The following is a 15,331-nucleotide window of genomic DNA, read 5'->3' on the forward strand; positions in this document are numbered from 1 at the left end:
TTTTGGCAAAGATAAACTTATTTAATCCATCGTATTTCAAAATATTACTATTTTTATTGTATGCCAATTAATACCTTATACAGAGACTCCCGGTGCGAATGGGTGGATGTGGAAGCTCCTACAGCCGAGGATCTGAAGTTTCTTCATGAACGATACGAAATTAATAATTTCCTGCTGGAAGATACGCTGGATCCCAATCACCTTCCCAAATACGAGGAGGACGGTAATGTGAAATTTTTTCTGCTTCGCGAAAGCACGGAGCTTGAAAGGAAAAACCTCAACACCATCAGTGACATCAGTACCAAAATCGGCATTTTTCTTCTGAACAGTACCATTATCACCGTACACCGGATGAAAACCAAAAGTATTGCAGAAACGAAAAAGCAGCTCTCCGCATCGAAGGATGACAGCAACCCTCAACAGATTGCGTTAATGCTGACCCTGCTGATTATGAAAAGCTTTGATGATGAGTCGGTAAGTTTATTTGAAACAATGGATAATATCGAGAATGAAATTTTCCTTAAGAATACCAATCATACGAACCAGATCAGGAGGTTGTATAAGCTGAAGAGAAAATCGGGCCTGAACTCCAGGGTGCTTACCATTTCCACGGATGCGATCGATAAGTTTAAGCTTCTCGGATTACGGGATTCTGAAGTGGTAGATCTTAAAGACAAACATAAGGATGTAGTGGCAGATTTTGATCATTTAAACATCCAGATCACCAACCTGATCTCGATGTTCCTGGCACTGTCGGATCAGAAAGCCAACCAGGTGATGAAAGTACTGGCCATTTATTCCGTTTATTTCTTACCCATTACTTTTATCGCAGGAGTATACGGAATGAATTTTGACCATATGCCGGAGCTGCACACGAAATATGGTTATTTCTGTACGCTGGGCTTAATGGCTGTGGTGGTTATCTGTACTTTTATCTACGCGAGAAGAAAGCAATGGTGATTTAATACCGGTCAGATAGGTTAAAATCCCTTATGACAAAATTCAATAATATTTAATTTTTAAAATATATCATCAACGGTTAAATGATGTATTTTTATTATGTTAAATCATACTATATTCCTTCTTGAGGTTACATATAAGCAGGTCTGTAAACCGAAGCCCGATCCACCATAAAGTAAAACTACCATGAAAACCGAAATGCTCAACAGGATCATTGATGATCATATTCTTTCCCAGGCGTCTAAAGAAAAACTCCAGGCACTGCATGAAAATATCTCTTCCAAGGAATTTTCTGATATCCTTGATGCCAAAGGACAGCAGTATGTAGAATTTGTACAGGAAGGCGGCGGCGTCTGGGGAAGCGCACTGGTGGGCTATCTGTATGGTCTTGAAATTTTCGGAATCCGTTTTTTAAAGGTCGCAGGAACCAGTGCCGGCGCGATCAATACGATACTTATTGCAGCCTGTAAAACCAAGGAAGAAGCTAAAAGCGACATGATCAGAGATATTCTGTTCAACTGGGATTTTTCAGATTTTATGGACGGTAAACCGTACGTGAAAACAACGATCCATTCGATACTCAACAATAAGGATTTCATTAAAATCAATGCAATGATCTCAGCCATTGTCATGGGAATTCTTGTGATCGCACCTTTTGCTATTCCGTCTGAGACGACCTTAAAGGCCAAACTTCTATTCCTGGTTCCGATCGTACCGGTCACCATTGCATTTCTGTATCTGAGTAAATTATATAACGATCTGACGAAAGCGAATTCCGGGCTTAATCCGGGAAATACTTTTCTGAACCAGATGAAAGAAGTGCTTGAAAGTTTCGGTATAAAAACAGTGGCTGCTCTTAACCATAAGTTTGTAAAATCCGGTGAGGACCTTAACCTGAACTACCGCTACGGGAACGGAACGGAATATTATACCATCGCCCTCAACAGCATCGAAGAGATCAGAATAAACAACAAAGATCATATCGATGAGGTCCGCTACAAGATATTCTACGACAGCACAGTCAATAATGAATATTATAAGCAGGATCCTTTTTATCAATTAAAATCTGAATATGTCGTTATCACCACCGATATCAACGCCAAAATAAAAGTGGAACTTCCCACCATGGCCAATTTATACTGGTCTGAAGAGGAGCTGAAACACAGCAGCCCGGCTGAATTCGTTCGAGCCTCCATGTCGGTTCCTTTCTTTTTTGAACCCTTCCAAAAACTTATCCATAAAGACGATGACTCTGTAAAATATGCCTGGAGGTACTGGATGAACACCCAGCAGGAAAATATTAACCCTGTAGGTGTATTTATTGATGGCGGCAGCATTTCCAATTTCCCGATTGATATTTTCCACGCTACCGATATTTTCTACCCAAGAATGCCCCTATTCGGCGTACAGCTGACCAGCGACTCTGATCTGCTTTCAGAAAAAGGAAAAACGAGTGAAGAAATTTTAAAATCGCCTATATCTTTTGCCGGAAATATCATCAGCACCCTGAAGGGTTTTAATGACAAAACATTCCTTACCAAACATACCTTTTATCACCTTTTCAGTATTCAGACCGTGAATTGCGGAACGAGCAACTGGCTCAACTTCTTTATGAAAAGGGAAGAAAAAGAAGACCTTTTCAACAGAGGTTTTTGTGCTGCCCTGGATTTTCTCAACCGGTTTGACTGGGAGAAATACAAATGTGAGCGAATGATGGTTTCGATGAAGGAAAAGAAAATACTGAAGGAAGAGGATACGCCGACGGTAGGGTAATGTCTTGCAGCTTCCTGATAAGAATTTAATGTTGATATCTATAGTCATTAAAATCTGTCCTAACGTACAAAAACATAAGAAATTACTGCCTTACAGGATTTTTACCGTTCCGTTATAAAGCAACTTTTACACGCAATGTCTTCAGGATCAGGTTAATTTTAAATAATACGGCTTTTTGATCTATAATTTTCCGTAAATTTAACCTTAAACTTAAATCTATGAAAAACTCCATTGTATTATTTATATTCTTTTTCGCATTCCATTTCGGAACTTCTATGCATGCACAGAAAATATCGGACGGACAAACCATCAATGTCAATGGAATGAGTGTGACATTCAGTGTTCTGAATAAAGAAACGGTACAAACAGGAGGAAAGTCCTTCGACCGGTATAAAGTTTCAGCTTCCGTAAAAAATAATTCCGAAAAATCATACACGATCAGACTTTCTTCCTATCCGCAAATCGTAACAAATATCGGGTTAGTAGAATTGGACTGTATCAACGCAACCGGCTCAAAACTCACTTCAAAAAAAATAGAGCTGAAAATGAAGCCGCAGATGATCAATGTTACGTATTCTGCTTATGATAAGTCAGGAAAGTTCGTCAGCAGTACCATACCTATTACCGGAAGTTATTATTTTGATACCGGAGATACGATTAGTGATGATGCCATCTTCATTGTTCCGCAAGGCGAAAAACCGGATGTTTCAGTGAGAGTTTTAAGGTAATCGCCCTGTAAAACTTCTTAGGTATATTATAGGGTTAGAAGATAAAGAATTGAACGCTCATCATCATTATATTTTCTGCCATAGAGGATCATGTTTCAGGACCTCCTGATATACCGGACAGTTTTCATCGTGTGAACCCTTAAGATAGCCGATACTCATCAGGAATTCATTAACAATTTCTCCCCCGGTGAATTTAAACGTTTTTTTAAATAATTTCATCCATTCCGTCAATTCTTTAGGATGATGATGCTCCAGCCATTTTTCAAATGATCCGAATTCCTTCTGTAATCCGACAATTGTTTTTGCATTTTCGATAGCTGCATTTACTTTTAATTTATTTCTGATAATCCCGGGATCGCTTAATAATCGTTCACGGTCTTCTTCCGTATAAGCGGCCACTCTGTGAATATTAAAATTATCGTAAGCCGCCCTGAAGCTTTCTTCCTTTTTCAAGATAGTTTCCCAGCTTAATCCTGCCTGATTAATCTCCATGATCAATCTCCCGAACAGTTCATCATCATCATGAATCGGGAAACCATAGTGATGATCATGGTATTTTTTATGAAGTGCTCTCCTGCTTTCCGGCTGCATCCCATTTATTGCTGAACAGTAACTCATTTCAGTATATTTTCTGTTTTAGTTAAAAGTTTTTCAGGGGCTTTCCTGATGTTTATCCCTGTTTCTTATGCTAAGATAATCATCCGCCGGCTATTTGAGCTACTTTTTATTCGGGTTCTTCAGCATTTCAATTCTGTTTTTGATGACGTTATAACTATTTGCCTGACACAGCACTTCTCGATACGGTTTTTTCAAAAAACCTACTCGAAGTGACGGTAGTGTCTCATTAAATATTTGGAAATATACAGTTGCTCTTTTTAATAGCCCGATAATCAGTAAAATAACCACTCCCCGTCGCTTCGAGTAACACAGCAAAGCGGAGTGTATCGAGAAGTTTGTACACAATAAAATGCTCCTATAACTATTTGTCTGATGCAGCACTTCTCGATACGGTTTTTTCAAAAACCTACTCGAAGTGACGGTAGTCTCATTAAATATTTGGAAATATGCAGTTGCTCTTTTAAATTGATTGATAATCAGCAAATAACAACTCCCGTCACTTCGAGTAACGCAGCAAAGCGGAGTGTATCGAGAAGTTTTGGAGAGAATGGTATGATATCACAATTATTTCCCTGATGAAGCACTTCTCGATACGGTTTTTTTCAAAACCTACTCGAAGTGACGGTAGTGTCTCATTAAATATGTGGAAATATGCAGTTGCTCTTTTAAATTGATTGATAATCAGCAAATAACAACTCCCGTCACTTCGAATAACGCAGCAAAGCGGAGTGTATCGAGAAAACCTTACCAGACGTTATGATAACTATTTGCCTATATCAGCTGAAGCCCGTGATCGAAGAACTTGAAAAATGGGGAATCCTTCACAAGGAAAGTATCGGATCAGAGCAGTAACAGTACAAACGGTAATGATCGCAATACATTGCAGCATCATTCTCGGACCTTTCCATTATTACAGTTGCTCTTTAATAGCCCGATAATCAGTAAAATAACCACTCCCCGTCGCTTCGAGTAACACAGCAAAGCGGAGTATATCGAGAAGTTTTGGAGAGAATGGTATAATATCACAATTATTTCCCTGATGCAGCACTTCTCGATACGGTTTTTTCAAAACCTACTCGAAGTGACGGTAGTGTCTCATTAAATATTTGGAAATATACAGTTGCTCTTTTTAATAGCCCGATAATCAGTAAAATAACCACTCCCCGTCGCTTCGAGTAACACAGCAAAGCGGAGTGTATCGAGAAGTTTGTACACAATAAAATGCTCCTATAACTATTTGTCTGATGCAGCACTTCTCGATACGGTTTTTTCAAAAACCTACTCGAAGTGACGGTAGTGTCTCATTAAATATTTGGAAATATACAGTTGTTGTTTTAAATAGTCCGATAATCAGCAAATAACAACTCCCGGCACTTCGAGTAACGCAGCAAGGCGGAGTGTATCGAGAAGTTTTGGAGAGAATGGTATAATATCACAATTATTTCCCTGATACAGCACTTCTCGATACGGTTTTTTCAAAAACCTACTCGAAGTGACGGTAGTCTCATTAAATATTTGGAAATATACAGTTGCTCTTTTAAATTGATTGATAATCAGCAAATAACAACTCCCGTCACTTCGAATAACGCAGCAAAGCGGAGTGTATCGAGAAAACCTTACCAGACGTTATGATAACTATTTGCCTATATCAGCTGAAGCCCGTGATCGAAGAACTTGAAAAATGGGGAACCCTTCACAAAGAAAGTATCGGATCAGAGCAGTAACAGTACAAACGGTAATGATCGCAATACATTGCAGCATCATTCCCGGACCTTTTCATTATAAATGACAAAAACCTCCACGTTGGTGAAGGTTTTGTTATGATTTGATAAGATTTAATGTACTCCGCTTAAATCTATTTTTTCTTTGCTTTTTCGCTCTTTAATGAAGAGGATAAACGGAATACATATCAGGAATATGACTCCTAAATAAAGGAAAACATCCATGTATGAAAGTACCGTTGCCTGTTTGGTTACTGATAGGTCGAGCATTTTATAGGCAGCATTCATGGCGGCATCAGGCGTCATTCCTTTAGCCATGAAGCTCCCCTTTAGAGCCTGTAATCTTTGCTGTACGGCAAAGTCCGTTTCGTCGAGATGGGAAATCAGATTCACCCTGTATTTCTGGCTGGCATTGGCAATAAATGTGGTAATCGCAGCAATTCCGAATGAACCTCCAAGCTGTCTCATCATCCCAGTAAAAGCCGCTCCCTGACCGATTTCCTGACCTTTAAGCGTGCTTAATGACAATGAAGTAATCGGGATAAACAGTAATCCGAGGCCTGCTCCTCTTACGATCAGCATCCAGAAGAAAGCATCTTTACCGGTATCCGGTGTCAGAATTTTGTACCCCCAGAAACTGTAGATAAAGAAGATAAACAATCCTAAAGCGACGAGAATCTGCTGCTTGGCTCCTTTTGCCAGCAATCTTCCGATAATCGGCATCATGAAAGCAGTGGTGAGCGCCGCCGGAATCATCAGAGCTCCCGACTGTAAGGCCGTCCACCCCAAAATACTCTGCGTATACAGCGGAACAATAAAGGTAGAACCGTATAAACCGAATCCTAAAACAAAGGACATGACCGTTCCGATTCTTAAATTACTGTTTTTCAGCACCCTTAGCTCCACAATAGGATATTTAAAGGTAAGCTCCCGCCATAGGAATAATATAAATCCTAAGACGGCCGATGCGGTAAATAAGACAATCCACCCACTGGCAAACCAGTCTTCTTCATGACCTCTTTCGAGAATATACTGTAATGATCCTACGGTAATGGCCAGTAATGCAATACCGAGCCAGTCGACATCAGAGGCTTTACGTTTCTCAGCATATTTCGGGCTTTTCACGAACTGCAGCGTCATTAAAGTGGCCGCAATCCCGATAGGAATATTAATATAGAAAATATAGGGCCAGCTGAAGTTATCTACGATATATCCTCCTAACGGTGGACCCAAAGTAGGGCCGATAATTACCCCGAGGCCATAAATCGCCTGAGCCATACTTCTTTTTTCAATCGGATAAGATTCCGTAATGATGGTCTGTGAAGTTACGAGTAAAGCACCGCCGCCGATTCCCTGCATCAGTCTGAAAAATACCAATTCCCAGATATTCGATGCGTTTCCGCATAAGAATGAAAATATGGTAAATATAATGATGGAAGCAGCGAAATAGTTTCTTCGTCCGAACTGTTGGGACAGCCAGCTGGTCATCGGTACCACAATAACGTTACCGATCGCGTATGCCGTGATCACCCATCCAACTTCAGAAAGGGTAGCTCCCAGGTTTCCCTTCATTTCGTTCAGGGCAACATTTACAATCGTGGAATCTACGATTTCAAGCAGCGCACAAAGAATTGCCGTAATCGTGATGATTACTCTTCGGGCTCCATATTCTACTAATGAATCTTGCATAGTTTTTATAGGTATTAAAAAATCAAGAAATTATGAGATTTAGAAACTTCGGAAAGGAGAACAGCTATTTTTACGAACTAACTTCGTTCTCTATTAATAGTTTCCGTACTGATTGCTGTTAAAAATTTAGGTTTTGGCTAAAGCCAACCGAGAATTACGTTTTCGTTAAACGGGCTGGAGCCCGTTCGTATTGATGAGTCCCTCAACAGTTTTTTTAATGGTAGATTTAACTATTAAAATTTTTAATCATTAAAACTTCCGTCAATACTGTTTCCAAATCTCCTAATTCTTAATATTTTAATTATTTTTAAAAGTGAATTGTCAATGACCATCAACAATGTAGTCTGTCTTACGTTCATCTTCAACCTGTCATCGATTTCCTCTATAGTCCGGCGTAACGCATCATCAGTTTCTGCCTGCCTCTTCATTTCCAACTGCAAAAATCCGCTGCGTGATCAACTTCATGATTTTCATTTTCTTCTTCATCGCTGACTTCTTCTTCATGACCGGCTCCGACTTCATGATCAATCCCACATCATCAGACCTCATCATCGGACTACCCTTCTCCCAACTGACAATTCACTTATTATATTATTATTTCAAAGAAACTTCTGCTTTCACATTCATTCCTGTTCTCAGTCTTTTTGCGATATTTTTATCAAGATTCACAAAATCAATCTTTACAGGAAGTCTCTGAACCACTTTTACAAAGTTACCACTGGCATTATCCGGAGGAAGTATGGAGAAAGTAGCCCCGGTTGCAGGAGAGAATGAGCTTACGACCCCTTCGAATTCCTGATCAGGAAAAGCATCGATTTCAATTTTCACTTTCTGTCCTTCCACCATTTTATCAACCTGAGTTTCTTTAAAGTTGGCCACTACCCACTTCTGATCGTTTTTAACCAAAGCAAATAACTGAGATCCGGCCTGAAGATATTGTCCGGCCTGAATAGGAACTTTTCCTACATATCCGTCTTCAGGAGCTACCACTACAGTGTATGACAGGTTTAATTTTGCATTTTCAACATCTACTTCTCTCTGTTTGGCAACAGACCCCGCAACGCTGATCTGCTGAGAACTCGCTGCTGTCTGGGAAGAAGCGATGTTGGTCTGCTGAGCAATCTGGTTTCTCTGATCCACTAAAACCTGTAGCTGTTTGTCGGCTGTCTGCTTGGCTGCAAGAGCCTGCTCATATTGCTGCTCTGTAATCGAATGGTCCTTTACCAGTACAGAATATCTCTTTAAATCCTGAGCTGTTTTCCATACATTCACCTTAGCGGCTTCGATCTGGGCATTTGCCGTGGTGACTGCTGCCTGGGAAGAACCGATATTTTTTGAAGTTGCCGTGGTAGAAGCCTGTGCATTGGAAATATTACTTTTTGCAGTAGACAATGCCGCTTCCGCCTGCTGAAGAGCCATTTTCTGATCTCTGTTATCCAGAATTACCAGGGTGTCCCCTTTTTTCACAAACTGGTTATCTTTTACCTTAACTTCCGTTACATATCCTGAAATTTTAGAAATAACAGGAGCGAGATTGGAAGCGATTTGGGCATCATCCGTTTCTTCGTGAGACTGCCCGTACGTATACGCTCTGTACCCGTAGATTCCTCCACCGATTAAAACAACCGCCAAAATGATCGGGAATACTAAACTCTTTTTCTTTTTAGGTTCAGTTACTGGTGTATTATTATTTTCCATTGTTGGTATCGTTCTTAATTTATTTAATTGTTAAAGTTCCTGTAGTCTGTAATAATTTTCTGTAAGCCAGTACTGCATCTGCTTTTGCGTTAATAACTCCAACATTTGCAGCAATCTGAGCGGCATCGGCATCCAGCAGCTCCGTCATGGTTGCCAAACCGTTTTCATATTTATTTTTTGTAATTCTGTAATTTTCATTAGCCTGTTCAGCAGATTTTTCGAAAACTGATATTCTCTTTTTAGAATAATCTGTATTCTGATATTCTCTATTGACCTCAAGCTTGATATTGTCATTTAATAATTCATTATTGGCTGCCAACTGCTTTTCTCTTGCCTGAGACTGCTTTAATGAAGAATTTTCTTTCCAGATATTAGATAAATTATAGGAAATTCCGACACCTACATTTACCGCATTGTAAATCGTAAGAAATTTAGGAATATCCGCTGCTACATAACCTCCTGTAAATGCGATGGAAGGAAGATTTTCAGCTTTTGCCGATTTTGATCCCAGCTCTGCTGCTTTTCTCTGCTGAGCCAGGGCCTGAAGATCTTTACGGTTGTCCCGAGCCTCACTGATATAAAAATCTACCGGTTTTACGTCTCCTGCTTCTTCGATATAATTCTGATCAACTTCAATCTCAGTAGTTTCAGGAATACCTAACAATAAATCCATATTGATATTGGCAATATTGTAGTTATTTTTAGCTTCCAGCAGCTGCAGCTCAATGTTTGAAGTCTGTAGATTTGCTTTCAAACGGTCATTTCTGGCGATAACTCCATTATTTTCAAGTTTAAGGAAAGTTTCATCTCGCTTTTGAGAAGCACTGAGGTTTTCTTCTAAAACTTTAATGGACTGATTGGCTTTAAACAGGTTATTATAAGCCTGAGCCACATTATAAGCAATGGCTATTTTATCATTTTCGGTACTCAGTTTTGAGGCCTCCACCAGGTATTTGGCAGATTGAATTCCATATTTTATTCTTCCGCCACTGTAGATGGGAACACTTAGATTCGCTGATCCGTACGCTACCTGATGTACTTCAGGACCACCTGCTGCGGAAACTCCGGGAAGTTTAAGATCAATATTCGGTTTTATGGGAAGATACATATAGCTTCCTGAAACTTTCAGCTCCGGAAGCTGTCTGTTTTTTGCTTCCAGAAGATCAGCAGTAGCCTCTTCGATCTTAGCTGCGTCGATCTTAAGATTTTTACTGTTCTGGATACCCAACTGCACGGCTTCGTCAAGAGTCAAAGTTTTTTTCTCCTGAGCATTGATGTTGGCAAACCCTACAAATAGGGCAAGTGCAAGGACTGAGTTATTAATTCTCTTCATAACCTAAAAGGTCTTTTAGTAAATATTTAATATGTTTATTAAGTTCTGTGTAATACTTTTCGTCAAAAACGTCTTCATCATCCCTGTCGTTAAGGAATTCTTTATACATTTCCTTCGCATTGGATGCGTAAAATAAAGTTCCGCTTACTGTAGAATGAAGCAGATAAATCGGTGGATTTTTAGTAAAAATCCCTTTCTCAAGACCGCTTTCCAGTATTTTTGAATACATGGCAATAAATCCCATTTTTGTTTCTTTCAGGAATTCTACGATCTGAGGATTTTTGCTGTGAAGCTGCTCACGCTGCATGATTCTGTAAAAACATTTGTGGTGTCTTACCCTGCCCGAGAACTGATCAACAATTTTTTCTACTTTCTCCCATTCATTAATATCCGTTCTTTCCAGGATGTCCTTTGAAAAGAACTGCCCTTCCTTCATTCTGTGCTCAACTAATTTTTCGTAAAGCTTTTCTTTTGAACCGAAATAATACGAAATCATTGAAATATTTACATTCGCCGCTTTGGCAATCTCCCTGGTGGAAGTTCCTTCGAAGCCCAATTCAGCAAAGAGCTTTTCAGCGGCATATAATATATTTTCTTCTTTAGAAATCATCTTGTCTCATTTTTCAAGGCGCAAATGTACAACGGATTTCCGATAAATCAAACGATTGATTGATTTTTTAATATATTTTTAATTCTAATTAATGTAAATAACTCATAATCATACATTTAAATAATATTAATAAATTTAATATATATTATAGATACTGTAACTTTACGGTTATTTCCTCTGTAAATGTTCACGAAATAGATGTTAAAGGACTGAATTTTCAAATTTTAAGGTCAGGAAATTACAGCTTTGTTAACTGATCAGGTAGTAAAACCTGTAATCATTTATCACAAGCTCACTTTAAGTATTCTTATGGATATATCTTGATAATTTTATTCCTAAATCGGTCCAGATAATTTTAGGATTTCCGTTTCTGGTTAAATGAAGATCGGCGATACTGATCTCTTCCAGGATATTTTCAATATTTGCCCCACTGATAAATTTTGAAAAACCGGCCCAGTTGAATCCGTGAGCCTCTATTTTTTTGTACACCAGGTCTTCTGACTGGTAATTCTGCAGCAATGCCAATCTGAAAATTTCTGAACAGTAGTTCAGAAAATTCTTTTGTTTCTCCCTGTTCCAGCCGGCAATTTCCCTGGCCCACAAAATAATATTTTTCAGAAATCCTGGTTTCTTTTTTACCATAAAAGCATCCCGAACCCACTGAATAAATAATTTTTCAAATTCTTCATCTTTAGTTCCTGAATTCAGAAGTTTAATGGCGTCATTTAAATTTCCCTGGGCCTGATGGGTAATTTCTCTTATTTTTTCATCAGAAACACTGAAATTCTTTTTGAGATAAACTTTCAGATCTTCATCATGGATTCTCGGAATTTCTACAACCTGCGTTCTGGAAAGAATCGTCGGAAGAATATCGTTGGTACTTTCTGCAGTAAGAAGAATAATCGTTTTTGCCGGCGGTTCTTCCAAAAATTTAAGGAACTTATTAGCCGCGGCGACATTCATTTTATCCGCTCTCCAGACAACAAGAATTTTTGTCCCCCCTTCAAAACTTTTAAGAGCGAATTTCTGGTTCTGATCATCTATTTCATCTGCTGAAATGAAAAGCTGCTTGTTCTCGGATTCAAGGAAAGCAGTCCAGTCATCATAGCTTGCGTAGGGAGAAGCCATGATCATCTCTCTGAATTCTTCGAACTTATTTTTACTTAAAGAATTTCTGCTATCTGTAAAAACAGGAAAACTGAAATGCAGATCCAGATGATTGAGATGCTCCACTTTTGAGGCGGCATGCTCATTTTCCCGACTCAGGACTTCTTTAGCGTATGCGAGCACGATGGGCAATGTACCATATCCCTCTTTTCCTGTGAAAAGCTGGGCGTGGCTTACTCTGTTTTCTGCGATACTGTCTCTGAGAAGTTTTTTCAGGTTTTCCTGTCCGGCAATGTTCTCCCAATTCATACTCCAAAGATAAAAAATCTTCGCTCACTTTTTTTAATTATCCATTAATTTAAGTTTAATCTGCTGTCGTTCTGAAACTTTGATTTGATAAATTAAACAGTCGTTTACCGCTACAGATTTTGTAAAATATACGGATATATTTTATTTACAGGTACTGCAGGTATTAAATATAACTCATATTGACACCGGCAGCAGATCAGTTCAAAAAAAAGCTTAAGATTTATAGTGACTTCTAAAAATTTTACGCGATGCCTTATCTTCTCTACACTCCTGTTTGAGAGGTTTCCGGCGAGCCTTTGGCTCGCCGGAAACCTCTCAAAGTAATTTACGGAGGAAATTATGATCCTGAAAGCCGTCATTTTGAAGCAACCTTGATGGATAACGTAACCTGGAATGACCAGGTTATGCAGCAGGAGATCTCCGACCCAATCCTGCCGATGCTTGTCTATTCTGATATTAATGACGTACTGAAGAAATCAGCAGCCGTCCGAAACCCCTGGCGCTCTATATTTTTACAGAAAATCAGGAATTTGCAGAAGATGTCTTAAGCCGTACAGCCAGCGGAGATGCTTAAATCAACAGTACGATCGTGCATGTGGGTTCCCACTATCTGCCTTTTGGCGGTGTCGGAACCTCGGGAATGGGAAAATACCACGGAAATTCAGTTTTAAAAATTTCAGCCATACCAGATCCGTACTGGAAGTAAAATAAATAAGGATGCATAAAACACTTAAAAAGACTGTTCTATCATTCACAGCAGCCTTTTATGTAAATTCAACCGGTATCAATGATCATGTGAAATTACAATTTCCGTGCAAAGAATTCCCCTTAACAAACTTTAACCTCATGAAACTTTTACAATTCATTAATATTTAAGATATTTGCGCATTATTTTAAAAATAAAGAATGAAAAAAATCTTTGTACTATCATTTATATCGGTTGGATATTTCCTAAATGCGCAGAATTTGAGTAACTCACCGTATGCCGCTTATGGAATTGGAGATGCAAAATATGATAATACGATTGAAACTTCCTCTATGGGAGGTATATCAACAGCATTTATAAGTGATTTTACCAGTAATTTTAATTTTGCGAACCCCGCAAATAACAATAATTTCGAGCTTACCAGTATAAAACTGGAAGCCACCAACGAAAATAATTACTTTAAAACCGATTATAATAATACGAAGTCTACAAAACATTCTACGTATCTTTCTAATATATCCTTGGCTTTCCCGATATCTTCAAAAATCAAAATGGGATTGTCTTATCAGCCTTACAGCTCCAAGAGCTATGATATCCTCGACACACAGACTAATGACGGGGTTATTACGGCCAACAGATTCAAGGGAAGCGGAACATTAAATACAGCTCAGATCGCTGTATCCTATAAGGTAACCGATCATTTCGGAGTGGGAGCCAGAGCAAATTATTATTTCGGAAATCTTTACGATCTTAACGAACTTGCCTATTCCAATGCTGAACTGATCAACGGCTATGAAACCAAAAACAGCATCAAGAACTTTAATTTTACTCTGGGAGCCAACTATCAGCTTGTTGATACCCGTAACGACCGTAAATGGACTTTTGGTGCTACGACGACTTTCGGTAATACCAGCAATATGACTACGGATTATAAAAACAGTACGTATTTTTATGCTGATGCCGCCGGTACTACCAAGAGCAACGAATCGATCATTGAAGAAAGAAGTACCAATTCCAAGAACCTGATCCCTCTACAGGCATCACTGGGTGTAGGATATGGTGAAGAGAACAAATGGTTCCTTTCCCTCCAGGGAGATTATAAAAAAGGAGAAGCTGTAAACTATTTCGGAAGTTCTGTCGAGCTTCAGGATTCTTACAGAATTTCTGCCGGAGGCTGGTATCTTCCGAATTACAATAACTTCAGAAGTTACTTCTCAAGAGTGGTATACAGATATGGGGCTTTCTATGAAAAAGGGAATTTACAGATCTGGGGTACCAACATCAATAAATTCGGGGTTTCAGCAGGGGTATTGCTTCCATTCAAAAACAGCAGCATCACAAGGATGAGCGGGCTTGAACTTGGCCTTGAAGTCGGAAAAAGGGGAACTCTTAAAAACAACCTGATCAATCAGAACTTTATTAACCTGAAAGTTGGTTTCAATTTTGCTGACAAATGGTTCAGAAAGCGTTTACTTGAATAAGATGAAATTTGTTAACCATAACATATTATATAAAAATATAGCATATCTTTTTAGTTGTGCTATATTTTTTGTTGTAACATCCTGTGAAGAAGATATGACCAAAGCGCATGGCAATCAAAGCAAGAATTTCCCTTCACAGATCATTAATAATGCCAAAATCATCCAGAGAGATTCCGGTTTCGTAACGCTTAAAGCACTGGCCCCCATCATTGAAAAATATGAGTTAATAGACAGCCCGTATGTAGAAGCCCGAAAAGGAATTAACATCCAGTTTTTTGATAAGAAAAAACCTAAAGTTCCCGGTAAGCTTACCGCCAAATATGCCCGCATCTATGAATATAAAAAATTCTATGAAGCGAAAGGTGATGTAAGAATTACAACCAATGAGGGACAGAAGTTTGCTACACAGACCATCTACTGGGATCAGAAAAGAAACCGTATTTACACCCATGATACCGTTTATGTGACCATGGAAGACGGCTCTACCCTGGTAGGAGCCAATGGAATGACTGCCAAAGATGATTTTTCTGAATATACTTTTTATAAAAACTCCGGAAATTTCAGCACTACACAAATCTCAGAATCAAAAAAATAGCCG

At 38.9% G+C, this 15,331-nt stretch carries 13 protein-coding genes; 6 read left to right on the forward strand and 7 right to left on the reverse strand.

Annotated features, from left to right (window positions below; all coding sequences use genetic code 11):
* Positions 1-60: 60 nt before the first annotated feature.
* From ODZ84_RS07600 to ODZ84_RS07610, 3 genes are all read left to right on the forward strand, one after another.
* A complete protein-coding gene (locus tag ODZ84_RS07600) occupies positions 61-960 on the forward strand; it encodes a magnesium transporter CorA family protein (protein WP_266176379.1) in 900 nt (299 codons plus the stop codon).
* A gap of 186 nt (positions 961-1,146) precedes the next feature.
* Positions 1,147-2,733, forward strand: coding sequence for a patatin-like phospholipase family protein (locus tag ODZ84_RS07605; RefSeq protein WP_266176380.1), 1,587 nt, complete (start codon positions 1,147-1,149; stop codon positions 2,731-2,733).
* A 218-nt stretch (positions 2,734-2,951) separates the two neighbouring features.
* Entirely contained in the window at positions 2,952-3,461 is a 510-nt protein-coding gene (locus ODZ84_RS07610) for a hypothetical protein (RefSeq protein WP_266176381.1), read from the forward strand.
* A gap of 66 nt (positions 3,462-3,527) precedes the next feature.
* On the opposite strand, the gene ODZ84_RS07615 is transcribed toward ODZ84_RS07610, so the two are convergent.
* From ODZ84_RS07615 to ODZ84_RS07645, 7 genes are all read right to left on the reverse strand, one after another.
* Positions 3,528-4,079, reverse strand: a complete 552-nt coding sequence (locus tag ODZ84_RS07615; protein WP_266176382.1) for a DNA-3-methyladenine glycosylase I — start codon at positions 4,077-4,079, stop codon at positions 3,528-3,530.
* A gap of 1,835 nt (positions 4,080-5,914) precedes the next feature.
* Positions 5,915-7,489: a DHA2 family efflux MFS transporter permease subunit gene (locus tag ODZ84_RS07620; RefSeq protein ID WP_266176383.1), complete on the reverse strand. Its 1,575-nt coding sequence runs from the start codon at positions 7,487-7,489 to the stop codon at positions 5,915-5,917.
* A gap of 405 nt (positions 7,490-7,894) precedes the next feature.
* Complete coding sequence (locus ODZ84_RS07625; protein WP_266176384.1) at positions 7,895-8,041, reverse strand: hypothetical protein; 147 nt, start codon at positions 8,039-8,041, stop codon at positions 7,895-7,897.
* Between the two features lie 42 nt (positions 8,042-8,083).
* Positions 8,084-9,187 carry an HlyD family secretion protein gene (locus ODZ84_RS07630; protein ID WP_266176385.1) on the reverse strand — a complete coding sequence of 368 codons (1,104 nt, stop codon included), beginning with the start codon at positions 9,185-9,187 and terminating at the stop codon, positions 8,084-8,086.
* A 19-nt stretch (positions 9,188-9,206) separates the two neighbouring features.
* Entirely contained in the window at positions 9,207-10,520 is a 1,314-nt protein-coding gene (locus ODZ84_RS07635) for a TolC family protein (protein WP_266176386.1), read from the reverse strand.
* Complete coding sequence (locus ODZ84_RS07640; RefSeq protein ID WP_266176387.1) at positions 10,507-11,130, reverse strand: TetR/AcrR family transcriptional regulator; 624 nt, start codon at positions 11,128-11,130, stop codon at positions 10,507-10,509. The genes ODZ84_RS07635 and ODZ84_RS07640 overlap by 14 nt, the downstream gene beginning before the upstream one ends.
* Positions 11,131-11,427: 297 nt before the next feature.
* Entirely contained in the window at positions 11,428-12,546 is a 1,119-nt protein-coding gene (locus ODZ84_RS07645) for a DNA polymerase III subunit (RefSeq protein WP_266176388.1), read from the reverse strand.
* A gap of 296 nt (positions 12,547-12,842) precedes the next feature.
* On the opposite strand from ODZ84_RS07645, the gene ODZ84_RS07650 reads away from it, so the two are divergent.
* From ODZ84_RS07650 to lptC, 3 genes are all read left to right on the forward strand, one after another.
* The gene (locus tag ODZ84_RS07650) at positions 12,843-13,094 is read left to right on the forward strand and encodes an aldehyde dehydrogenase family protein (protein ID WP_266176389.1); all 252 of its coding nucleotides are present in this window, start codon (positions 12,843-12,845) and stop codon (positions 13,092-13,094) included.
* 358 nt (positions 13,095-13,452) lie between these two features.
* Entirely contained in the window at positions 13,453-14,733 is a 1,281-nt protein-coding gene (locus ODZ84_RS07655) for a hypothetical protein (protein ID WP_266176390.1), read from the forward strand.
* A gap of 1 nt (position 14,734) precedes the next feature.
* On the forward strand, positions 14,735-15,328 hold the full coding sequence (lptC, locus tag ODZ84_RS07660) for an LPS export ABC transporter periplasmic protein LptC (RefSeq protein WP_266176391.1): 594 nt from the start codon (positions 14,735-14,737) through the stop codon (positions 15,326-15,328).
* Positions 15,329-15,331: the final 3 nt, after the last annotated feature.

It is taken from the genome of Chryseobacterium fluminis (genome assembly GCF_026314945.1).
GTDB classification, from domain to species: Bacteria; Bacteroidota; Bacteroidia; order Flavobacteriales; family Weeksellaceae; genus Chryseobacterium; species Chryseobacterium fluminis.